Raw genomic sequence first — 22,140 nt, 5'->3', positions numbered from 1 at the left:
AGATCAGGTTTTGCAGCTGGCCTGCTGCTGCGCGGCGTTATCGGCGTTGACCCGGTTGGTTTGCCACTAATCCCTGCCTGATGCCGTCTTCCGCTGCCGGGTTCCAGACAGTCATTATCTGCTGGCACCAGGTATTTCCGGCAAACGAGCGGCTGAGAGCGATCGTGATATCCGCCGGGCAGGTGCCCGCAAAGGCAGAAGCAGAGAGAGCCGAAAACAGTGACAACGCGGCGATATAACGGTTTTGAGGGTTCATTAGATGAACGTTTTTAATGTTATATCGGGTACGCGTTCACGGGTGCAGGCAGAGCCCACACCGGTTTTCACCGGTGCGGTATGCTCGTTACTTCAGGGTTTCTGGGTTGATAACGTAAGGTTTCAGGGCGTCTTTCTCCCCTTTCAGATAATTAAGGATGTTGTTGATGCAACGCTCGGTGACCAGCCTTTCAGCCATGCGGTCCATACCGGAAACGTGTGGTGAAAGCAGAACATTGTCGAACTGGCGTAGCGGTGAGCTGGCCGGTAACGGTTCCACTTCGTAGACGTCCAGCCCCACGCCGCCCAAATGGCCGCTTTTCAGGGCCTCAACCAGTGCTTCTTCATTAATCAGCGGTCCGCGAGAGGTATTCACCAGGATCGCGCCGGGTTTCATCATCGCCAGGGTATCGGCGTTGATGGTATGGCGACTTTCCGGGGTGGACGGCGCATGCACCGAGACCAGATCTGCGTTACGCAGCAGGGTTTCCAAATCGACCCGCTCGGCGTTCACACTGGCCAGCAGTTCGTCGCTGGCCCACGGATCACACACCAGGATGCGCATCTCCGCCGCATGGCAGCGGCGCGCCATGGCATAGCCGATGCGGCCCAGGCCGATCACGCCCGCGGTACGCCCCCAAAGACCAGGGTGGAAGCCGTCAAAGAACCACTCGCCGCGCTTGACCATTGCATCTCGCTGCGGCAGACGACAGGCCAGAGTCAGCGCCATCGCATAGGCGAATTCAGCCACGCTTTCGTGGTTGGCACCAAACGCCATCGCAATCGGCACGCCGGCAGCGGTAGCCGCTGGGACGTTTACCTTGTCATAGCCAACTCCCCAGCGGGCAACGATTTTCAGATTAGGGGCCTGAGCGAAGACGTTTTCGGTATAGGGTTCGCCCCCGGCAATGGTCGCCACCACGTTCTGCTGAAGTTTGCTAATCAGTTCCTGCTCATTGGGCAACCTGAAGGTTTCATTTACCTCAACGTCATAGCCAGCCTGTCGCAGCGGATCGAAGACAGGATCGCTGTTTTTAAACTGCTCGGTGAATACTACGATTTTTTCAGGTGTTGTTGCGTTCATAATTCTTTCCTTTGATTTCTGATGTTTTTTTCTCTTCCGAAGGCAGTAAAACAAACAGGGCGACGGCAATCACGGCGGCAATCGCCAGCGCGTAGAGACCGGCAGCCGGCGTCTGGAAGTAGATTTCAGCCCAGGTACGCAGGTTCGGCGCAACGAAGCCCCCTACCGCGCCGCAGCTGTTGATCAGGGCGAAACTTGCCGCCGCCGCCGCACCACCATAGTAGCGGGTAGGCCAGGTCCAGAAGATGGGCTGGGCGGTCATAATCCCCATCGTGACGAAGCTGAGTGCGACAATGGCTAACAGCGGGGAAGCATGGGCGGAGACGATCAGACCAAACGCAATGCAGCACAGCGAAATGGCCCCAAACAGGCGAGCTCGGCCCAGACGGGCAGCCAGCCCCGGCCAGGTGGCTCCGGCAACCAACGCGCATAACCAAGGAATCGCGGTCACCAGGCCGACCATCAGACCAATCTTTACGCCCAGCAGCGCGGCAACCTGGGTAGGCAGATAAAATGCGACGCCCAATCCGGTAATTTGGATCAGGAAGTAGATGGCGGCAAAGTGCAGCAGTACCGGGCTTTTAATCGCGTCGATGAAGCGGGTATGTCCGGCGCGAGCCTTGTCGGCTTTCTCTTCGTCGAGCGCGGCAGTCAGCACCTGTTTCTCTTCCGCAGTCAGCCAACTCACCTCCTTCGGTGAATTACGCAGGAAGAACCACAGAACCACGCCCAACACACTTGCTGCCAGACCTTCTACCGCAAACATAATCTGCCAGCCTTCCCAGCCGCCAAAGCCGTGCAGATCCAGCAACAGACCGGAAATCGGACCGCCAATAATCAGCGCAATCGGAGAACCAAAATAGAAGATCCCCATGATGTGGGCCCTAAAACGCGAAGGGAACCACTGGGCGATAAAATAGATCGCCGTAGGGAAGAATCCGGCTTCAACAATACCCAGCAGCACGCGCAGAAAATAAAAGGTCTGCTCGTTCCAGGCAAAGGATACTGCCGCAGAAACCAGTCCCCAGGTGACCATAATCCTTACCAGCCAGGCGCGGGGGCCAACGCGGTGCATCAGCAGGTTACTGGGTAATTCAAACAGCGCGTAGGAGAGGAAGAAGATCCCGGCACCAAAGGCAAAGGCCGCATCGGAAATACCGGTAGACGCCTGATAGGCCGATTTGGCAAAGCTGACGTTCACCCGGTCAAGGTATGACATCAGATACATCACTATCAGGCAGGGAATAATCCGCCATTTTGCTTTATTTACCGCACGGACTAATACGCTATCGTTTATGGCTTGCTTACGCATTGAATGCACCTTCATTTTGGGCGCCAGAGAGAGGCATAGCCTCTGGTGCTGGTACAGGGTGGATAAATCAGCTGATTTTATTGTTATAGAATTCTGTTCCGCTGCGGATCTGGTCGAGAATCACTCCCAGCCCCCAAAATTTTTCCAGCACATTTTCTTTGTTTACCCGGCAGGCTTCGCTCTCGAAGGTGCCCAGGCGCTGATGGAAGATTTTGGCATTCTTCGGATAGCCCAGCGTTTCCGACACGGCAGTAAGAGACAGGAATGTCGCCAGCTCATTGGCCAGAGCCGGATCTTTCGCGTGGTGGTGATAAAGCCAGACGTACAGCTCTGGATGGAAATTGGTAAATACCCCGCTGAAACCTTTTGAACCGGCCTGCATGGCGGGCCAGGCAATAGCGGCATTGGCGTTAATGATATTCAGCCGCGTACCTTCGGCCAGCACCACGCGGCGTTTTACCGTGTCCAGATCGCAGCTTACGTCCTTCAGCACCGTGAAACGTCCACTGCGGGCGCACCATGAGAACTCATCATCCGTCAGAAGGCGGCGATAAGGTGCCGGGCACTCGTAGAGCCCCAGTGGCAGGCTCTCCGGAAGCGCGTCCAGCAGGGTTTGCAGAGTGGCGTAGAACACCTCGCTGCCCTGGTTCTTCGGATCGAGATGGTTGGTAACCAGCACTAATGCATCGGCACCGGTAGAGGCCATCGCCAGCAGCTCTTCGCGCTGATCGTCGATATCATCACTGATATGCCCGGAAACAATCACCGGCACGCGGCCTGCGGTTTTCTCCACAACGAAGCGGCCCAGCTTTACGCGCTCTTCCAGCGTTAAAAATTGCATTTCGCTGGACTGACATACTGCGAACAACGCATCAACGCCTTTCTGTAGGTACCACTCAATCAGGCGCTCCAGACCAGGCCAGTCGATTTCGTTCTGCGCGTTAAATGGGGTCAGCATGACGGGTACAACACCGTTAATCTCTTTCATTTTTTTTCCTTACAGCCACAGTGTGGTCAGAAAACAATTAAACTTTGCTTTTCAGTCTGTTAAGCGCCTGCTGGCGCTCCGGCATATTTGATGCGCCTTCGCGCTCAACGGCCAGCGAGGCAAAGGCAGAGGCAAAGGTTGCCGCCTGCATCAGCGGCTGACCGTCGGCAATTGAAGCAGCCAGCGCGCCGTTAAAGGCATCTCCTGCACCTGTGGTATCAATACTCACGGCGGGGAAAGCGGGAATGTGCTGAAACTGCTGATTCTCATACAGCAGCGCGCCGCGGGACCCCATCGTGATAATGATGCAACGAGCCCCCAGCTCGGCGATGGCCGTGGCAGCACGACGGGCGCTCTCCAGATTGGTGACCTCAATTCCGGAAAGCAGCGACGCTTCCGTTTCATTAGGCGTAATAACATCCATATATTCCAGCGCTGGAATAATATCGGAGGAATAAGGTGCAGGGTTCATAATGACTTTTACGCCCAGCGCTTTTGCCAGCTTCATGGCATTCAGCGTGGCGAAAAAATTATTTTCCAGTTGTAGCAACAGAACGCTGGCATCTTCCAGCTCTTCTTTCAGTTCCGCGATTTCTTTTTCACTGATTGTTTTATTTGCACCGGAATAGATAGCGATCATGTTTTCGCCATTCTCCTGTGAAACATAAATAATTGCACTGCCTGTTGGTTCTTCTTCTGACTGATAAAGTTTAAAAGAATAAATTTCAGAGGAAGAGAGATGCTCCATAGCAAACTGGCTGAACTGATCTTTCCCTACTTTAGAAACAAAATGCACTTTCGCCCCGGCACGGCTGGCTGCCTGCGCCTGGTTTGCACCCTTCCCGCCCGGCCCAAGCGAGCTACCCAGCGCCATCAGCGACTCTCCGCCTTTCGGAAATCGAGCCACTTTCGCCACGATATCGACGTTAAAAGAGCCGAGAATACAGACTTTATTTTTCATATTATCCACTGAACCTTTCTCATATTTCCTCTGCTTGATATTTTTCAATAAAACTTCAAAATCATTGTCAGTTTCGGAAATTAATTTTGATTGCAGGCTTTTACGAATAATAATAGCGCCGCCATGACAGCGTTGAATATATCCCTGCTGTGCCAGCATTCGCAGATCACTGCGTATGGTTTCTTTCGTTACGCTAAAATACTGAGCCAGATGCTTTACCGTTGCACTATTATGTTTATCCAGAAAATTAAGGACATTGATCCTCCTCTCGTCCATAAACATATTCACCCCCCGTTGCTGACTGAAGCATAGGGTAGGCGCATTGGCTAAAAAGTGATGAACATCCTGGAACAATCAAAAAAACAAAAACAAACAAAAACCAAACAATAAAGAAACAACGTAACCCTCGGTTAGTTATAGCGTTAATCCTGATTCGCGGCGCGGCATGTGAGAACGCGCTAAGGGAAGTCAGTCCCGATTGTGTGGTCTGAGCAATCGCCCACTATCCCATGCCAACACCCGAACTGAGCGGTGTATCACAGCACCCATCCTCCGCTTGATGCAGAAAACCATTCACAACATGCGAGACAAGAACCTTGCCCCAGGCTCAATGCCATGCTGATGCTGCTCCGGCTTTGACAGTGCCAGAGGTGTCGTGTCAGACGCTGGATTAACGGGTGTCCCCTGGATAGCCATAGTGTAGTTCAGGAGAGGATTGCCGTATTTTAATACTGAGTTCTAATCATATGAATACATGAGCTTATTTATACCGCTCCCTTTTCGAACTCTTAATATCCCATAGTTAATTTTGGTGGTCATTCTGCTGGTTTAAACAGAAGGGAAACTCAGGTTTAGCTAACTTATTAGCCAGTGAGTAACAGAGGCGGTCCCCGTCAGAGAAGCCAGATGGAGAAAAGCCTGCTTGCGAGCAGGCTTTGTGCTTTCTGACGTTCACCATCGGGTCTGATCCTGGCGTAATCTGCGGTCTGACAAGGCTCTTTCCGTTCGGAGTTACGCGTTGTTCTGGCAGGCGGGTGCAGAGAGATGAGGGGTTTATCAGAACAGACTGTCGCGTTATCCCGCCCTTTTTATCTGCTCAATAAACAGCACGCGGAATAGGTTGGCGTGGTCAGAATAACATCACCTGACCACGTTACGGAAAAACGGCGACATCGGGCATCACAGTGAATCACGCCATAGCCGCCTGCTGACCGGCATCTGGACATCTTGCCTGATGTTTACTTCGCGCCGTCAACCAGCTGTCGCAACATCTCAATATGAACGGGTTTATCATTGAGCGCCGGTATGTAAGTAAACGACGTTCCCCCCGCATGCATGAAGATTTCCCTGTTCTGCTCATCCAGTTCTTCCAGCGTTTCTAAACAGTCTGCTGCAAAACCCGGGCTGATTACATGCAGGCTTTTGATGCCTTCATTCGGCAGATTTTTAATCGTCTCATCGGTAAAAGGCGTTAACCACGGCTCTCGGCCGAATCGGGACTGGAACGTCATAATGATCTTCAGCGATGGCATATTGAGGGCGTCAGTGAGTAACTGGGTCGTTAACTCACAGCGTTGCTGGTATTTATCACCCTCACTGGAAAACCTGACCGGTATTCCGTGATACGAAACCAACAATGCATCCGGCACACCGTTCGCCTCAAAAGACTCAAGCACCGAGGTTTTTAATCCCTCAATGTAGGCCGGATGATCGGCATAGTCATTGACGAAATTGATGGCTGGTGTGTAGCGGTTCTTCATTTTTTGCAGGTGACGGCTCACGCTATCCCAGACAGATGAAACCGTTGAAGATGAAAACTGCGGGTACATAGGGATAACAATGATTTTCTCGACGCCTTTTGCAAGAAGTCGGTCAATTGCCCCCCCGATACTCGGTTCACCATAACTCATCCCCAGCTCGACGGGCATCCCCGTCGCCTCTTGAAGCAGGCGGGCCTGACGGACGCTGTAAACCATCAAGGGCGAGCCCTCATCCATCCAGATAGAGGCGTACAGTTTCGCCACTCGCTTTGCACGCAATGGGATAATCACACCATGCAGGATCGGGCACCAAATGATTCTGGGTAAATCAACCACCCTGTAGTCGTGCAAAAATTTCGATAAAAATGTTTTAACCGCAGCAGGCGTGGGTTCTTTTGGTGTTCCAAGGTTAACAATTAAAACACCCTGTTTATTCGTCATTAGCTGGGACCTCTGAAAACCCATGGAAAAAAAGTGCCTGAATAATGTAACACACTCAAGGACATCATCACCTCCGTCTGCACCGCTTGCGCGCATTGACGCGAAACGGAGGTTTATATATTTACGCATCCCGGTTGATGGGCAACGGCCGTTCAACCCTGAGTTAACTGACTACGCGCTTTGTTGCCGTCGCGTTGACCGGCTTTCAGCACAGGCCGCCAAAAAACGTCTCCGCCAGCACCTGGCGTAGGCTGTCCGGTTTTAAAAAAGACCAATCTGCCAGTGACACGTTGAGGCGCCAGTGTGACGTTAAAACCGTCATGCGCAGCGACAGCCCCTTTTCTGATTTTTGACCGGGTTTTACTTACTCAGTCAAAACATCAGGTTGTATCTTATCATCGCCCTGTCGACAAAAGACCAATAGCTCTGATAAGTCACCTTTCATTTCACACCTGCTCGCTTTTTGTCCCCTTGCCTGACGAAAAGACAGCCGATCAATCATCACATTCATACCGGGTTTGATATCACATCTGGTCGACATTTCAATTAATCTAAGTGAATATTGAGCGTGCTAATATTTAGGAATCTATATTAACAGTGCTCTGGCAGGCGCATCTTCAGCCACATCTGGCGACCGCTTCACGCCATTCAGCGGAATTCACCTGCCGGAGCCTGGATAAAGTAAAACCAGATCGCAGTCATGAATCAGGCTGGTACCACCACTTTCGCCATCAGGCGTTTTCGGGACGGAAATAATTATGCGTACAGGGGTTTCTTCAGGCGAAGCATCGTTGCTGCAACACCGGTCATTTGTGGCGTTCTGGCTGGCCCGAACCTGTTCTTCATTTGGTTTTCAGATGTTTTCCGTGGCCGTCAGCTGGCAAATCTATGCGATTACCCACAGCGCCATGGCGTTAGGCATGATTGGCCTGATGCAGTTTCTGCCTTCGGTACTTTTGGCTTTGCCTGCAGGTCATTTGGCCGATCAATTTGACCGTCGTCGTATCGTCGTCATTGGGCAACTGATTGAGTGGGCTGCGCTGCTCGGCCTGGTGGCACTAACGTTACTGCACTGGGCAGATCAAATTGAAATTTGGGGGTTAGTTTTCCTGATCTCCCTTGCTAAAGCGCTGGAATGGCCTGCCATTACCTCGATGCTGCCTGCGTTGGTCCCGCCGCCGATTCTGGCGCGCGCGATGGCGGCCAGTTCCGTCGGCGGTCAGGCCGCGGTGATTGTCGGACCGACACTGGGCGGACTGCTTTATGTGGCGGGGCCCGAAGTCGTTTACGGGGTTTCCGCCCTCTTCTATTTGTTGTCGCTGATCTTAATAAGCCGCTTACGTTACGAACGCCCTCCTCAGGTGCGCGTGCCGATGAATCTGTCAAACATGTTTATGGGCGTGCGCTTTATCCGCGAACGTAAAGATGTGCTCGGCGTGATATCGCTCGACCTGTTCGCTGTGCTACTGGGCGGCGCAACGGCACTGCTCCCTATCTTCGCCCAGGATATTCTGCACACCGGGCCATGGGGCCTTGGTCTGTTGCGCGGTGCGCCGTCGGTAGGAGCGCTGTTGGTCGGCGTCTGGCTGAGTCGCCACAAGCTGGAAAAGCACGTCGGCATGATTATGTTCGGCTCCGTTGCCGGCTTTGGCCTGGCAACGCTGCTGTTTGCCCTTTCGACTCAACTGTGGCTCTCACTGCTGGCGCTGGCGGCGCTGGGTGGTTTTGATATGGTGAGCATGGTGATTCGCGGCGCGCTGGTTCAACTGGATACACCCGATACGATGCGCGGTCGCGTCAATGCGGTTAACGCCATCTTTATCAATACCTCAAACCAGTTGGGTGAGTTTGAGTCGGGGCTGTTAGCGGCATGGATGGGCGCGGTTCCTGCCGCCGTCATTGGCGGCGTCGGGACGCTGGTGGTGGTCGGGCTATGGATGACGCTGTTTCCGAATCTGCGGAAAAGGCAGAAGCTTGAGAATGAAACGGTGGAGTGATTGGGGCGATAAAGCCGGTCGTGGCGCTTTAAGTGATAGCGAGTAGAAATGTGCTTGAGTGGGGATCATCGTCTTAGCAAACAACACTGAGTGTAGGTTTGTAAGATCATCCTGCGAGGAAGCAGGCTAATCGTGTTGGACGATTCGACGTATCCGGAATACTGAAATTGACGCAACTTGCTGCGCCCAAGTCAGAACATCATTTAGGCTGAATCAGATGAAAGAAACAGTAATCACTTAACTGCATCGAATATCGTTACGTATGCTTTACATAAATGACTGCAGAAAGGAAAGGCTAAACCAAGCCTTCCTTTATTATCATAATCAAAGTTTAATTTAATTTAATTTAATAATGTGACAGTGGATTTTTTTATAGGCGAGAGTTTTTTTTATTATTTCAAGAATTACTTGCCAGTCTCCACCACCTAAACCCGCACCCAGCATTGGCATCTGGACCTCTAATCTATTACAAAGTGCAAAATCGCATACGGTTTTCAGGCAGTCTTCTAAACTTTCATAGGAAACATATCTTTTATTATCTTTATAGGATGTTTTGATGCCATCTTGTGCAACCATATTCGCCACAAATATTTTATCATTTTTGTTGACTTCAATGAACTGCACGTCTCCTATCTTATAACCGTTGGCTGCAGAAGAAAGATATACCTCTTTAGTCACTGGGTATTTTTTTGCCAAGGCAAGGACAAAACCTTTACCCCACTTCCCTAAATTATTAACAATGTGCAAAATCATAATAGATTCTTTTAAAGGTACTGACGCATCTCCAACATGACTGTGGATATAAGACATTTCGTCTTGATCGATAAAACCTTTCCGCCATTGTTCTTCGAAAATTTCTTCTGTAATCGTTTCAGATTCAGATAAATCCAACTCACTTTTCTTGCCATCATAAAGTAAGTAGCCAACATCTTGATCCCAGTCTGTAACTGAAGACGATGAATAATAGCTTCCGTCCAAAATGCTTATCTGCCTTGTGGCTATTTCACCGATAAACTCGGTATAAACGACACCCTCACCCTTAATAAACTCTGAATCTGCACGGTAGTAACTTTTATTATCCACTAGCATGAACTCCCACTACTCACTATTCGATTTGAAACATCAAGATCTTTATCATTCTTGACCAGAAAAGTACCTTTTCTTGGCTCTGTTATATTCAACCCTGTCACATCAACTTCAACATAATGCGTGATGCTACCAGACTTTCTGGCATCACCATATATATTAGCAGCCAGCTGGCCTAACGAAATTTTATCAGAGCCCTTAACGTCTTTTAATGTACGTCCTCCGATTGTATCAGGATGAATATTAGTGAAATATTGTCCGTCACCAAATCGTGCGTGTACGCCACCAGTAGAAGGCCTGATAACACGACTATCTTTAATTCCTTCCATTCCTTTCGCATCAGTGAAATGGAACAACGTTCTTATTTCTTCATTCGTCAGCCCAAGCGGGTCGATCCATACTAATGGATTCGGACCATAACGATAAGGGCTAATTCCCCCCGCTAGCCCTATCGGGTCCTGACTAATATACCCTGCAATCTCCGGATCATAGTACCGATAGCGGTTATAGTGCAAACCCGTCTCGGCATCAAAATACTGCCCCTGAAAACGCAGTGGGTTTTCAATCCTGTCAGCAAATACCTGGCCTTTTTCACCCCAGGCACCGGTTTTTTCTGCCCAGACAATCTCGCCGCTCACCGACGTCAGCCTGACAGGTGCGCCATTGGGATCGCAGTGATAGTGCCAGCTTTGCCTGCTGTCGCCCTGTTGCGTCAGCAAAGCCAGCGGACGAAACGTGCCGGGATAATACACATACTCCCGCATTGTACCGAACAGCGCCGCCTGAGCTTTTTGTCGCTTAAGGCGACTGCCGGTATCGAAGATACTCAGCGCCGCTAAGGATGCGTGCGTGCGGGTGACCGTCTCGCCCGCCAGCGCATCATCCTGCCAGTAGAACCAGCGGGTTTCGCTGCCGGTTTGTTTGAACACCCGGCGGCCCAGCCCGTCGTAGCCATAGCGTACCTGGCTGCTGCCTTTACGTACCGCGATCAGTTGTCGATTCTCATCCCAGAGAAAATCTTCTTTTTCGTCCTGTTCGCTCGTCGCCTCTGTCATTCGACGGCGCTGACGCAGCTCGCCCGCGCGGTCAAAGACATAACGTACGCCCTGATGCACGCCTTCACGAAACCAGCCTTCCGCGCTGTCGTTGACCTCACGGGTTTGCGTTTGCAACGGGTTACCCGGTGCATCCTGCACAAACTTTCGCAGTGCGCCGTCCGGGGCGATATGGGCCGTCAGCCTGCCAACAGGATCGTAACGGTAGCGATCACTGCCCCACTGGCTGTCCTCGCGCGCGGTGATATTCCCGCTTTTGTCATAGACAACGCCGCTGGCGAACAGCGGTAAATCGTTTTGCAGCACCTGTTGTGAGGTGAGCCGTCCCTGGTGGTCGTAACGCAGGGTGCGCGTAAGCGCCTCAGACAGCTTTTCATGGATACAGCGCCCCGCGGCATCGTAGTCAAACGTGATCGGCGTATCGCCATTCAGTTGCACCGTGCGTATACGTGCGTACGCATCGTACCCGTAAACCACCCGGTGGCCGCTGTCGCTTTCACGCACGCTCAGACGTCCCTGTGAGTCGTACTGATAGCGCAACTGAAAGCCGTCCTGATCGTCTGTCAGTAACCGTCCCGCGTCATCGTAGCGCCAGCTGAGTCGTCGCCAGGGGTTCTGGCAGAGCACCAGCCGCCCGCAGGGATCGTAATGAAAGGTCGCCTGCAAGGTATCACCGCTGCGCCGTTCACTCAGTCGTCCGGCCTTATCGTAGCCATAGTGCACTTCACGTCCAAGCGGATCGCGACGTGCGATCAGGCGGCTGCCCTTATCCCAGCGGTACTGCGTTTTCTGTCCCCAATAATCCTGCTCTGCGATCACGCGTCCGAGCCCATCGCGTTCCATCTGCCAGCGTTGACCAGATTGATTGATCACGGCCAGCAAGCGGTCCTCAGGATCGTATTCATAACCCAGTCGTGCGCCATCAGAGGTTTCACAGGCGGTAAGCATGCCGGTACCGTTATAGTGGAAACGCGTGGTCTGTCCCACTTCATCGGTAAAGGCGACCGGTTCATCTTCACGGTCATAGTCTATCCGGACATCGCCGCCCGTCGGGTCGACCGTAGCGATGAGGCGATCTTTGGCATCCCAGTAAAAGCGGGTCACGCTGTGACCGGCATCGGTCCGTTCGAGGAGATTGCCGCGCACGTTGTGCCTGAAATGCGTGGTGCCCGCTCCCGCCACGCTGACCGCCAGCAGGAAGCCAAAGCGGTCATAGCGATAATCGGTTTGCGGTGAGCCTGGCTCATTGGCCTGGGTAAGTTGCCCCAGACGATCGAACTGATACGTTGCCGTTATGCCACCCGGATCGACACTGGCAATCAGATTGCCGCTACTGTCGTAGTCGGCGTGCCAGACCGCGCCTTTCTGGTCGGTCATCGTCAGCGGCAGGCCGTCATCGTTGTAAACGGCCTGCACCATACTGCCATCGGGTAAATGCTCGGCCACCATGCGCCCCTGCGCATCGTAATCCCACCGGTGAACGCTGCCGTCTGGTTCAATCACTTCCACCGTTCGGCCAACGTCGTCGTAACGAAACACCGTATTGCCGCCACAGGGATCGATTTCAGCGATCGGCAGGCCATTATCATCAAAGGTGATACGTGAGAGATGGCCTAGTGAATCGGTTACCTCAACCTCATTGAGCAGCGGTTCGTAAGCAAAGTGATAATCCCAAACGCCGCCGTCGCCCCAGGCATGAATAACGCGCCAGTCTTCATTGTACTGGTAGTGAAACCCCTGACCGTTCCGATCAAAGTGGCTGACAAGATAATGGTGTTGATAGTCAAAACGTCGGGGATGCGACAGCGCATCAATTTCGGCACTCAGTTGGCCATTCGCGTGGTATTCATAGCGCGTGAGTGGTGTGATTTCACCGTTCAGCGCATTGTGCAGGCGCAGCGTGCTCAGGCGGCCTTTATCGTGGGTGACAAGAATTTCTCGTCCGGTCAGCCCTTCAATACTGAATTCGCGGAGCAGCGTCAGTGCTCCCTCGTGCCAGTCGAAGGCCCAGCCATTGCCGTGACGGTCGGATAACTGCTGTATCGGCAGCTCTCCATCGGCACCGGTGAAATGCCACAGACTGCCCCCTTCCTGTTCGACGCACCAGGTCATCCTGCCCTGGGCGCTGTCCCGCCACAGGCGGCTGCCATCCGGCAAGCCCATTACCGCATGTTCACGCCCGTCCGCCTGCGGCAGCGTGGCAAACAGTGTCATCCCATCTGGCTGGGTAAAAAACGCGACACCTTCTTTAGTCAGGATTTCAAGCCGCGTGTCGGCAGGCGTCAACCAGCCATAACCGCAAAGCCCTGCCGTATCAACATCGGCCGAGGAATAGGTCCGGTTCCAGGCCAGCGGCAAGCGGCCTGACAACACAAAATCCTGCTGTTCGAGGCTGACGCTGCCATCGCGGATATCAACGGGTTCGGCACGCAGTACACGGCATTTGAGAAAACCGGGTTCCATGTTGCGAAACAATTTGCGCCTGTGCTGGGCAAAGCGCTTCATGAAATTTTGCCACTTCACCGACTTCCTGAACGTCTTGAGCCCTTTACCCAGACCGCTTAATCCGGCGCGCATCAATAACGCCATCAGGTTGATGGTCGGCGGGCCCCCCACGATCACGTTGTTAGGAATGGCAAGATTAAAGGTCAGCGGCAATGTCAGGGAAAGCGGCTTTGGCTTGGTGGCGCGTTTGAGGCGGAACGGCGGGATCATGCCGATGATGTTACAGCTCAGCACCGGCATACCGATGCGTGAAAAGGGTTCGCCGTCGACTGAGACGGTTTTACTGCCCATGAACAGCTCGTCTTCAATCTGCGGACCGCCCGGCATACGCAGTGGCGGCACCCAGGCGCCGCCAACCGGAATATGTACCGACATTCCGCCCGTTCCGGCGCTGGCGCGTTTGATGCTGTTGACATGTACCGTGGTGCCAATCAATGGCAGATAGTCGAACACATCAAACACGATGCCAATATGTGGCGTCGGTAACGGCCAGGGATAGGTATGAATATCCAGCCCTAGCTGCGGATCAAAGTGCGCGCCGGAATGCATGGGTTATGCCTCAGAAGATGGCACGCAGCAGCGCGCGTAAAAAGGTTCGGACCTCGGTCGCCAGACCGCTGTCGGAAAGGCTCAGGAACAGCAGTGCGAGTACCGTTACGACGACGATAAGAATGATGCGATTTTTCATACTGCGTTGCTCCCTGCATTTTCAGGTGATGATGGATTTGCACTTCCCCACGCTGGCAGGCTTTGCCATTCGCCTGGAGGTGCATCAAAAGGATGGGCGATATCCGGCAGGCCGTTCCACTGGGGATGCAACTGCTCCCGTGCCAGTTGGATAACGCGACGAAAACTGTCGTCACCGTTACGAATAAGCGTTTCTCTTTCCTCGCGGATCAACAGGAAGGTGGCCTCAAGCTGCAGTTGCAGACGGCTTTCTGTTTTCCTCACCGATTCGGTGTTGGGTGGGCAAAGTAAGCCCGCCTCTGCCTGCTGGATCAGCCGCTGTTTATCATTCTGCCAGCGCGTGGCACAGGCTTCGATGGCCTCAGTACGGCGCTTATCGTGCATGCGCAACAAATCCTGGAAAACCAGCGGCAGTGTGGTTTCACCGCGCTCCGCCAGCGGGATGCCGCCTGCCGCCTGCACGGCTTTGCCGTACGCTTCCATCGCGGCGGCATGATGACCTGACAGCCACAGACAAAACCCCGACATGCGCCAGCCTTCAAGGGAAAAAACCGGATGCGGAATCGCCTGGGCTTCCAGCGCGGCCTGGCGATAGGCTTTTGCGGCCTGCAAATAGGCTTTGTTGGCGAACCATGCTCCGGCTTCACCAAAGGTACTTTGGGTACGAAGCTGGCCTTTTACAGCGGGATCGTCGATGGCGCTGGAGACGTTTTGTGCCTCACGGTAATGTCCGACCGCTTTGCTGTGGTCTTTGCTTTTAAGCCAGCCGCCTGCAATCAGGTTGTGCAACATCGCCTGCTGATCGTGCCAGCCGCGCCGCTGCGCGACGGCCAGAGCCAGGTTGCCCCGGGCGGCCACCTGGTCGGCGCTGCCTTTCTCCAGTAGCAACATGGCATCCGCCAGGTAACGACGCAGCAGCAAACGATCGGAATCGGTATCACTTTGCTGCTGGGCGGTCTGATGCATCACCTTCATGCCGTCGACATCATCGACAATCAGTTGTACGTGTTCAGGATGGGCCTCGTACAGCGGCTGCCACAGGGGCTGCTCGGTCGTATCGATCAGCAGCAAACGCGGTGCGGGCTCGGCGTCCTGCCGCCAGCTTTCGAGCCAGCGCATCAGGGCGCGCTCGTCGCTGACAGCGGCGGGTTTTAGCACCAGCATCAGATAACGTAAATCGTCGGGAAAATGACGGGCGAAGTCCTGCAACAACAGCCGTAACTGCGCCGCGGAATAGCAGGGTTGTAGCGCATCGCTGTTCCAGTCGGCCACATCGGGCGTGGCTTCGTAGTGCTCAATAAACTCCCGTGCCAGCGCCTCGCTGTAGCCATAGCCTGTTTCAAAGGCGGTCGTCAGGCTCAGAAACAGGTCAGGGACTGAACGTCCTTCGGGATGCTGTTGCAGGGCAAGAAAGGCGTCAAGAAGCGACTCGCCTGAAGCCGGTACGCGCCAGATAAACAAACGCGCGTCGCGGTTCTCACTGGCGGTGAGCCAGCTCAGCTCCAGCTCACTCATCACGCGTTCGGTTGGGTTCTTTGCAGCACTCATGTCACATCCCTGTCAGGCATTCAGCTCAATTTTTTTACCATTCACCATCACGCCTGCGGCATTAATGGTAATGGTCGATCCGCCAGCAGTGATTTGCACGCTGCCATTACTGATTAAAATCCCGCTCTCGCCCACATTAATATGGAACGTGTCTGTTGCGCTGTCCGCAACGCTGCCCTGGGTAAAGCGCGTATCACCGCCGGTAATACTCAGCGTGCGGCCTGCGCCGATCGTCACGTCTTGCTTTTGCGCAATCGTGCGCACCTCATTGCTGTTCACGGTGACGTGGCGATGGCCCGTCACGTCGAGCGTCTGATTTCCTGTGACCTGCACTGCGCGGTTTTGCTGCACGCTGACCTTTTCATTGCCCTGAACCGTGCGGGTTCGGTCCTGAATCACCGTCAGCGTTTGTTTCCCTTCCACCGTGCCGGTGTTGTTACTTTTCACCGTCGTCGTGTGATTGCCGGTAATGGTTTCATCGCGATTTTGATCCACGCTCAGGGTTTCGTTGCCCTTTACCGTTTCTGTGCGATTTTGCTGGATCGTCGTGGTTTCATTGCCGTTGATCGTTTTACTGCGATCCTGGCCGACAGTCACGGTCTCGTTGCCGTCTACCGTGCGCGTGCGGTTCTGTTTGATATGACTGGTTTCGTCTTTGCCTACAGTTTTGGTCCGGTTGCTGCCGACATCATGGGTTTCGTCGTTTTCAACTTCGGTGTCCATGTTGCGTTCGGCGTGCAGCCACAGCTGCTCCTGACCCGGTTTATCCTCAAAACGCAGCGCATTGGCATTGTCTGGCGAGCCGTCTTTAGAGCGGCTCATAAAGCCCATTTGGGTCGCCGCAGCCGGCAGCGCCCATGGCGGCATGCTGGCTTCGTTATAGACGCGCCCGGTAATAATCGGACGGTCAGGGTCACCATTGATAAAGTCGACCACCACCTCATCGCCCACGCGCGGGATCTGAACGCCACCGAACCCCTGGCCTGCCCAGGCGCTAGACACGCGCACCCAGCAGGAACTCGTATCATCCCCTTTTGCCAGCCGATCCCAGTGAAACTTCACTTTGACCCGACCGTAGCGGTCGGTCCAGATGCTTTCGCCCTTCGGCCCGACCACCTTCGCCGTCTGGGGCCCGCCGGTGCGCGGCCAGGGCGTTTTCTGCTCTGGACGAAACACCACGCTTGCCGGAATCACCGAGAAGGTCGTGCGATGGATGGTTGCGCTGTCGGGGCCGCTGGCGTAGCGATTCTCTTCGAACTCGTACTCCGCACCGGTAACCAGGTACTCTCCGGCATCGCTGAAGAATGCGGCATTGGTGAGTTGAAAGGTGCTGCCCGGCACAATGCCCATGGCGGTGGCGGTGCCCTGAGTTTGCTGATGCTCCACCTGCCAGCGCTCCTGACGGATGCGTGCATAAAACTCGCCGTGGCCGTGTTCAACAAAACGGCCCGGCCAGTCATAGACATCGATGGTGCCAGGAGAGGGTGACTGCGGGTTTTGTCGCGCCTGGAAAAGCCAGGCGTTGGGCTTACGGAAATCGTAGTCGTCCAGGCTGTACAACCCCGGCGTTACGCTGTCCGTCAATGCCCACTGGCTGATGCCCTCTTCGCTGGTTGTGCCGCCCGAGGGCGTTTGATGGTAGGGAATAAATTCGTAGCCGCTAAAGGGCTTGTATTGTGCAACGGCATCGGTGAGCACGATCGTGTGCTTGTAAGCCTCATGGCGAACGTGCCAGGCGATGCCTTCCAGCTCCATCAGGCGGCTGATGAAATCAAAACTGCTTTCCTGATACTGAACGCAGTAATCCCAGTTGCGGTAACTGCCTGTCAGGTTATTTTCCACATTAACCTGATACTCGCCGAATAACGTCTGCACAATCTGTGGAACCGTCTGTTCCTGAAAAATGCGCAGGTTGCGATCACGTTTCATCGGCCACAGGTCGGGCTCAAGCGTGAGCTGATAAACCGCATAGCGCGTACCGGATAACTCCACCGCGCTGACGGCAACCCGGGTGATCTTGCCGTTGAGATAGCGCGGGCGCGCCAGGGTTTGCGTTGGGATAATCAGGGTGGCGGATTTGCCCAGCAGCGCGCTCCGTTCGATGCGCGCATCCGTGCCCAATACCTGCAAATTCAGCGTAAAGGATTCGGACAGCGCCTCTCGTCCGGAGAGCTTCCAGAACAGCAGGCCTTCAACAGGTAACTGAACAGTAATACGATTAAGCATAAACCAGACCCTAACGTCAGACGAAAGCCACGCCGGGCTTCGTTGGTGCGTTTGTCGTTGTAGCGTAGAAATAGCCTGATAAACAGTTAAAGTAAATAAGACAATGTCCAATATGTTACTTAGATACTAAGAAGTGTGAGAGGCTATTACATTCGCGGCAGAAGCTTGCATTTCCTGGGGTGAGCGGCAAAAACCAGGCGCTGCAAAGGGAAAAAGACCGGCTGAGCGGCACAGGAATGCGCGCGAATAGTGAAATAATACTACTTAGTGACAAGTTGTTAGCATTCGTGCTTTCTGGGCTGTGCTGGCCTCGCTCAGCATCATGCACGCGAGGCGCGGGTCAGCAGCAGAATAACAAAAACACCGCCGATGCCTGCCGTTATAATCCCGATCGGCAACTCCTGAGGTGCCAGCAGCGTACGGCTGGCGATATCGCCAGCGCACAGCAAAACCGCCCCGCCCAGGCCACACAGCGGCAACAGCAGACGGTGTTTTACCCCGGCAACAGAGCGACACAGATGCGGCACCATCAGGCCGACAAAACCGATCACCCCGGTCAGGGCCACCAGCATTGAGGTCGTCAGTGCACAGCAGAGAAAAGTTTCGATACGCACACGACTGACGTTAATCCCCAACGAGAGAGCCGTTTGTTCCCCCGCCAGCAGGCCGTCCAGAGAACGGTGTCGTAGCAGAACGAAGCCACTCAGCAGCGCCACGCCGCTGAGCGCAACGGGCAGATTTTGCCAGCTGGCCAGCCCCAGACCGCCCAGCGACCAGAACATGACCGAACTGGCCGCCCGCTGATCGCCAGAGAAAATGAAATAGCTGGTGAGCGCACCAAACAAAAAAGAGACAGCCAGCCCACAGATGATCAGGTGCTCTGCGCTACGCCGTTTTTTAAAGTGGAACAGCAACATAACCGCCGCCGCAGAACAGAGCCCGCCCGCAAAGGCCGCAACCGGCAAAGTCAGTTCACCCAACCTGTCACCGAAACGGGTGATGACCAGCACCGCCCCTGCCGAGGCGCCGGAAGAGAGACCAAAGAGAAAGGGATCGGCCAGATCGTTGCGCGTGGTGGTTTGCAGCAGTGCCCCGACCATTGCCAGCCCGGCACCGGTTAACGCCGCCAGCAAGGTGCGCGGCAGCCGAAGGTCAATCACGATACGGTTGACCATTTCAGACGGGGGCGCAGGGAGTAGCGCCAGCGCGCCCAACACCTGCTTTAATGATAACGCGACCGTGCCTGTAGCAATGCTGATGAGCAGTAGCCCTGCCAGCAGAAGGACGCAACCGCACATGACCCAGGCATAACGGTGAGACACCGCACTCACGGCGCGGTCCCGGAAGACAGGGCATGCGCCAGTTTTTCTACGGCTGTGATAGTGGCGGGCCCTGGCGTCAGCTCGGCATACTGCAACTTCAGATAACGATGATGTTGTACGGCTGGCGTGAGTTTCATCAGCGGATGATGTTCCAGGAAACGCCGCAGCACATCTGCCCCGCCGCCGCTCTGATAATCCAGCAGAATAATAAAATCAGGTTCCGTTGCAGCCACGCTTTCCCATGATGTGGTGCCCCAGCTGATATCCAGACCGCCCATCGCATTGGTCGCGCCAGCGGCTGCAATAATGGCCGTTGGCATGGCATATTTTCCACTGGTAAACGGCTTATCCTCGCCGGAGTCATAAACAAACACCTTTACGGGCCGGGCCGAACTGGGCCGTTGAGGAATCTGCCTGAGGCGTTGCTTCCAGCCCTCCACCAGGGCCTGCGCCTCGGCCTGTTTGCCGAAGATTTTACCTAACGTCAGCTCATCGTTATAAAGCAGATCCATGCTGGCCTGATGCTTGTCTTTTTGGGTAAAAACACAGCTTTCACTCAATACCAGTGTCTTAATGCCGTACTGGCTTAACGATGCAGGCGTCACGTCGCCCCCCACTTTCATGCCGTAATTCCAGCCGGCAAAAAAGAAGTCGGGATTTACCGCCAGCAGCGTTTCAAGAGACGGATATTTAGGTGCCAGCTCAGGAATGGCTCCCATCGCCTGCTTAAATTCAGGCGTCATTTTGTACCAGCCGCTGATGCCCGTCAGCCCGACGATACGATCCTGCACATGAAGCGCAAAAGCCATTTCCGACATATTGAGGTCGTTAATCACGGCCCGTTTTGGTGGTGAATTAAACGTGACCGGCTGGCCGCAGCTCTGAATAGTGACAGGGAAATCGGCGGCAAAAGCGTGCCCGACAGGAATGCTCATCAGCCCGGCGGCAAGACAGAGCGTTAACAATGTTTCAGGCACAGTCTGGCACCTCGAAAATGCGTAAATGTTTTCCGTTAGCGGGATGCGGTACGGTAAAACTGTTTAACCCGAACACCGGCCGGAGATAACGGGATGACAAGGCTCGGGCTGGCGTATCAAAGACCACCTGCTCGCCCTGCGACAGAATTAGCACGCGGTCTGCAAAGCCGTCAATCAGTGACAGATCGTGCAACACCGCAACGGCCGTGATGCCTTTGTTTTTGATTAACGTCAGCAGCGCATGTCGTCCCAGGGGATCAAGGTGATTGGTCGGCTCATCCAGCAATATCAGCTGTGGCTTTTGGGCCAGAACGCGCGCCAGCATGGCTCTTTGCCGTTCTCCCCCCGATAGCGCATGTAACGAACGTCGCCGTAACCCCAGCAGCCCCGTTTCCGCTATCGCCTCGCTGACAATGCGCTGGTTTACAGAATGCGGACAGGTGCGGGCATGAGGAAGGCGTCCAAGTGCAACGTAATCTTCAACCGACAACCGCAGATCAGGCACGTCGTTCTGCGCCATAACGGCAACACATGTGGCTAAGTCCTGTCGGGTAAATGTTTTCAGGCAGCGCCCGTTGAGTGCAATCTCGTCCTGCTGTAGCGCCAGCTCGCGGCTTATCGCCCGCAGCAATGAGGTTTTACCACTGCCGTTCGGCCCGATAATGGCCAGGCGCTCACCTGCCCGGAGGCTGAAGGTAATGTCATTGAGCAGGCAACCGCCATCGGGTTTGTACAGCGCCCCAATGTTCACCCGCAGTATCGACTCCGTAGGACGTAACGTCTCAGGCCGCATTATGTTAACCCACTCGTTATTTGTTATGTTATAACATAACTATTGGGTTTTGAAAAAACAAGCATTCTGGCGAAATGAAAAAAGGTGCCGACTGAGCGGCACCAAAAGATGGGGATAACGAACGACAGAACAGACTATTTAAATCGGTTTTGAAACAGGCTGGCGGTAATGGCTAACATGCCAGCACCCAGAGAGCTATGTAGCATCAATGTATTCAACATAACCTATCTCCTCGATTTCACTGTAGGGACAAGCGGTTAAACCGCCTCAGCCAGCTTTTCCTCGTTGGCCTCTTTCTCAATCAAGCGCATCAGCAACGATACCCGGCGATCGGTACGCTCTGGGGTATCCGGTGGCAGGTTATAATGTAAGGTGTAGAGCTTGCCCTTCTCATTGTAAAAATCCACCACCAGCACAGGCAGAATTCCGCCTGGCACTTTATTGTAATTCACCGACAAGCGGGTCCTGCCCAGCTGCAGTTTGGCAGCCATGACGGTCTCGCCGACCAGTTTAGGATACAGGCTACGATCTTCGGGCACGCTGATGACTCTCATAACAGCCTCCTGATTATCCGCTTGATAACATAGTGCGGAGAGCGCTGTTCACGCTCCCCGCTGTCGGGTCAAACTGCCATTAAGCCTGATGTTCAATTGCCTCGGAGGTGCGGTGTTCAATCGGAATGCGGCGAGGTTTCTCGCTTTCTGGCACCTCATGATGCAAACCGACCCGCAGCAATCCGTCCTGCAGCCGGGCAGTGGTCACTTTCATATGTTCGGGCACGCTGTAGCTCAGACGGAAGTCTGAACGACTGATGCCCCGATGTAACCAGCCGCTGTTCTGACCTTCTTTGTCTGCCTCGTTATCCGTCACCTCCTCTTTCTGGCCGGTAACCGTCAGGCGACCGCCCGCCACCTCGATCTCCAGCTCGCTTTCTTTCCAGCCGGGTACGCTGACGGTGAGCTCATAGTGCTCATTGTCAGTTTGTCTGAGGTCATAAGAGGGTGAAACCGACACGGGCGCATCACCTGTCAACTGGCTAAAAAGCCGATCGATACGGTTAAACCGGTCAGAGAATGCGGAATCCGCGACAGAAGGAAATACAGGGAAACTACGTAATGCCATAGTGATAACCTCCTGAATTAA

General features: G+C 54.1%; 17 protein-coding genes. 1 reads left to right on the top strand and 16 read right to left on the bottom strand.

All coding sequences use genetic code 11. The features are described 5' to 3' along the window. Positions 1-37: 37 nt before the first annotated feature. From FBY13_RS07330 to hemH, 6 genes are all read right to left on the bottom strand, one after another. Complete coding sequence (locus tag FBY13_RS07330) at positions 38-256, bottom strand: hypothetical protein (RefSeq protein ID WP_145393850.1); 219 nt, start codon at positions 254-256, stop codon at positions 38-40. Between the two features lie 87 nt (positions 257-343). Next, positions 344-1,339, bottom strand: a complete 996-nt coding sequence (locus FBY13_RS07325) for a phosphoglycerate dehydrogenase (RefSeq protein ID WP_145393849.1) — start codon at positions 1,337-1,339, stop codon at positions 344-346. Next, entirely contained in the window at positions 1,320-2,651 is a 1,332-nt protein-coding gene (locus tag FBY13_RS07320) for an MFS transporter (RefSeq protein ID WP_063880005.1), read from the bottom strand. Before FBY13_RS07320 ends, FBY13_RS07325 begins: the two co-directional genes overlap by 20 nt. Positions 2,652-2,718: 67 nt before the next feature. After that, complete coding sequence (locus tag FBY13_RS07315; RefSeq protein WP_145393848.1) at positions 2,719-3,639, bottom strand: dihydrodipicolinate synthase family protein; 921 nt, start codon at positions 3,637-3,639, stop codon at positions 2,719-2,721. A gap of 37 nt (positions 3,640-3,676) precedes the next feature. Beyond that, a complete protein-coding gene (gene rbsK, locus FBY13_RS07310) occupies positions 3,677-4,882 on the bottom strand; it encodes a ribokinase (protein WP_063880007.1) in 1,206 nt (401 codons plus the stop codon). A gap of 956 nt (positions 4,883-5,838) precedes the next feature. Then, the gene (gene hemH / locus FBY13_RS07305; protein ID WP_063880008.1) at positions 5,839-6,801 is read right to left on the bottom strand and encodes a ferrochelatase; all 963 of its coding nucleotides are present in this window, start codon (positions 6,799-6,801) and stop codon (positions 5,839-5,841) included. Between the two features lie 758 nt (positions 6,802-7,559). On the opposite strand from hemH, the gene FBY13_RS07300 reads away from it, so the two are divergent. Next, the gene (locus tag FBY13_RS07300; RefSeq protein WP_063880009.1) at positions 7,560-8,798 is read left to right on the top strand and encodes an MFS transporter; all 1,239 of its coding nucleotides are present in this window, start codon (positions 7,560-7,562) and stop codon (positions 8,796-8,798) included. 336 nt (positions 8,799-9,134) lie between these two features. Here the strand turns inward: FBY13_RS07300 and FBY13_RS07295 are convergent, their stop codons facing one another. The 10 genes from FBY13_RS07295 to FBY13_RS07250 all read right to left on the bottom strand — a co-directional run bounded on the left by FBY13_RS07295 (position 9,135) and on the right by FBY13_RS07250 (position 22,119). Further along, positions 9,135-9,887, bottom strand: coding sequence for a macro domain-containing protein (locus FBY13_RS07295; protein WP_145393847.1), 753 nt, complete (start codon positions 9,885-9,887; stop codon positions 9,135-9,137). Then, positions 9,881-13,993, bottom strand: coding sequence for an RHS repeat-associated core domain-containing protein (locus FBY13_RS07290; protein WP_145393846.1), 4,113 nt, complete (start codon positions 13,991-13,993; stop codon positions 9,881-9,883). Before FBY13_RS07290 ends, FBY13_RS07295 begins: the two co-directional genes overlap by 7 nt. A 10-nt stretch (positions 13,994-14,003) precedes the next feature. Beyond that, positions 14,004-14,132, bottom strand: coding sequence for a hypothetical protein (locus FBY13_RS23685; RefSeq protein WP_096010432.1), 129 nt, complete (start codon positions 14,130-14,132; stop codon positions 14,004-14,006). Beyond that, positions 14,129-15,679 (bottom strand): hypothetical protein, encoded by a 1,551-nt coding sequence (locus FBY13_RS07280; protein WP_145393845.1) that lies wholly within the window; start codon positions 15,677-15,679, stop codon positions 14,129-14,131. The genes FBY13_RS23685 and FBY13_RS07280 overlap by 4 nt, the downstream gene beginning before the upstream one ends. Before the next feature lie 12 nt (positions 15,680-15,691). Further along, on the bottom strand, positions 15,692-17,905 hold the full coding sequence (locus FBY13_RS07275; protein WP_145393844.1) for a type VI secretion system Vgr family protein: 2,214 nt from the start codon (positions 17,903-17,905) through the stop codon (positions 15,692-15,694). A 320-nt stretch (positions 17,906-18,225) separates the two neighbouring features. Continuing rightward, positions 18,226-19,203 carry an iron ABC transporter permease gene (locus FBY13_RS07270; protein WP_257469387.1) on the bottom strand — a complete coding sequence of 326 codons (978 nt, stop codon included), beginning with the start codon at positions 19,201-19,203 and terminating at the stop codon, positions 18,226-18,228. Between the two features lie 29 nt (positions 19,204-19,232). Beyond that, positions 19,233-20,162, bottom strand: a complete 930-nt coding sequence (locus FBY13_RS07265) for an ABC transporter substrate-binding protein (RefSeq protein ID WP_186440804.1) — start codon at positions 20,160-20,162, stop codon at positions 19,233-19,235. 34 nt (positions 20,163-20,196) lie between these two features. Continuing rightward, complete coding sequence (locus FBY13_RS07260) at positions 20,197-20,997, bottom strand: ABC transporter ATP-binding protein (protein WP_186440797.1); 801 nt, start codon at positions 20,995-20,997, stop codon at positions 20,197-20,199. Between the two features lie 257 nt (positions 20,998-21,254). Beyond that, on the bottom strand, positions 21,255-21,551 hold the full coding sequence (locus FBY13_RS07255; protein WP_145393840.1) for a hypothetical protein: 297 nt from the start codon (positions 21,549-21,551) through the stop codon (positions 21,255-21,257). A gap of 79 nt (positions 21,552-21,630) precedes the next feature. Continuing rightward, on the bottom strand, positions 21,631-22,119 hold the full coding sequence (locus FBY13_RS07250; protein WP_145393839.1) for an Hsp20 family protein: 489 nt from the start codon (positions 22,117-22,119) through the stop codon (positions 21,631-21,633). Between the last annotated feature and the right edge of the window lie 21 nt (positions 22,120-22,140).

The organism is Pantoea sp. SJZ147, from assembly GCF_007828605.1.
GTDB classification, from domain to species: domain Bacteria; phylum Pseudomonadota; class Gammaproteobacteria; order Enterobacterales; family Enterobacteriaceae; genus Pantoea; species Pantoea allii.
The sequence above is the reverse complement of the archived record's forward strand: the minus strand, read 5'-3'. Positions and strand labels throughout refer to the sequence as shown.

Excerpts from the sequence above, each read along its gene's own strand:
- FBY13_RS07320 (WP_063880005.1), bottom strand. The coding sequence starts at position 2,651 with ATGCGTAAGCAAGCCATAAACGATAGCGTATTAGTCCGTGCGGTAAAT.
- FBY13_RS07300 (WP_063880009.1), top strand. The coding sequence starts at position 7,560 with ATGCGTACAGGGGTTTCTTCAGGCGAAGCATCGTTGCTGCAACACCGG.
- FBY13_RS07260 (WP_186440797.1), bottom strand. The coding sequence starts at position 20,997 with ATGCGGCCTGAGACGTTACGTCCTACGGAGTCGATACTGCGGGTGAAC.
- FBY13_RS07265 (WP_186440804.1), bottom strand. The coding sequence starts at position 20,162 with ATGAGCATTCCTGTCGGGCACGCTTTTGCCGCCGATTTCCCTGTCACT.
- FBY13_RS07290 (WP_145393846.1), bottom strand. The coding sequence starts at position 13,993 with ATGCATTCCGGCGCGCACTTTGATCCGCAGCTAGGGCTGGATATTCAT.
- FBY13_RS07325 (WP_145393849.1), bottom strand. The coding sequence starts at position 1,339 with ATGAACGCAACAACACCTGAAAAAATCGTAGTATTCACCGAGCAGTTT.
- FBY13_RS07280 (WP_145393845.1), bottom strand. The coding sequence starts at position 15,679 with ATGAGTGCTGCAAAGAACCCAACCGAACGCGTGATGAGTGAGCTGGAG.
- FBY13_RS07330 (WP_145393850.1), bottom strand. The coding sequence starts at position 256 with ATGAACCCTCAAAACCGTTATATCGCCGCGTTGTCACTGTTTTCGGCT.
- FBY13_RS07255 (WP_145393840.1), bottom strand. The coding sequence starts at position 21,551 with ATGAGAGTCATCAGCGTGCCCGAAGATCGTAGCCTGTATCCTAAACTG.
- hemH (WP_063880008.1), bottom strand. The coding sequence starts at position 6,801 with ATGACGAATAAACAGGGTGTTTTAATTGTTAACCTTGGAACACCAAAA.
- rbsK (WP_063880007.1), bottom strand. The coding sequence starts at position 4,882 with ATGTTTATGGACGAGAGGAGGATCAATGTCCTTAATTTTCTGGATAAA.
- FBY13_RS07270 (WP_257469387.1), bottom strand. The coding sequence starts at position 19,203 with ATGTGCGGTTGCGTCCTTCTGCTGGCAGGGCTACTGCTCATCAGCATT.
- FBY13_RS07295 (WP_145393847.1), bottom strand. The coding sequence starts at position 9,887 with ATGCTAGTGGATAATAAAAGTTACTACCGTGCAGATTCAGAGTTTATT.
- FBY13_RS07250 (WP_145393839.1), bottom strand. The coding sequence starts at position 22,119 with ATGGCATTACGTAGTTTCCCTGTATTTCCTTCTGTCGCGGATTCCGCA.
- FBY13_RS23685 (WP_096010432.1), bottom strand. The coding sequence starts at position 14,132 with ATGAAAAATCGCATCATTCTTATCGTCGTCGTAACGGTACTCGCACTG.
- FBY13_RS07275 (WP_145393844.1), bottom strand. The coding sequence starts at position 17,905 with ATGCTTAATCGTATTACTGTTCAGTTACCTGTTGAAGGCCTGCTGTTC.
- FBY13_RS07315 (WP_145393848.1), bottom strand. The coding sequence starts at position 3,639 with ATGAAAGAGATTAACGGTGTTGTACCCGTCATGCTGACCCCATTTAAC.